Source organism: Paraburkholderia sp. SIMBA_030, assembly GCF_046535245.1.
In the GTDB taxonomy this organism is placed as follows: domain Bacteria; phylum Pseudomonadota; class Gammaproteobacteria; order Burkholderiales; family Burkholderiaceae; genus Paraburkholderia.
Window position 1 is genome coordinate 1 of the sequence record NZ_JAWRXB010000585.1, and the last position, 270, is coordinate 270.

The window sequence follows — 270 nt, forward strand, 5'->3', positions numbered from 1 at the left end:
GGACTCACAAATGCCCTTTATCATGAATCGCGGCATTGCCAGCAGATATTCTGGATGGTATCGCTTTTCACTACCTATCCCGGCGACTACTCGAAATACTCGCAAATTGGAAAATATTTTTCAAACACTATAAACAACGACGTTTTCCTATTGGCATCAAAAACAAAATTTCCCAATGATGACCGTGTTCGCGTTGGAATGCACGCGCTATTGATGTTTTACTACTACTGGCAAATCACAGAAATGCGCGATAAGCCGGGTTACACATAT

General features: G+C 41.9%; 1 protein-coding gene. It reads left to right on the top strand.

The window, feature by feature from the left end; translation table 11 throughout:
- Nucleotides 1-54 precede the first annotated feature (54 nt).
- On the top strand, nucleotides 55-270 hold a 216-nt coding region (locus SB772_RS41290; RefSeq protein WP_410838688.1), incomplete at its 3' end, for a hypothetical protein.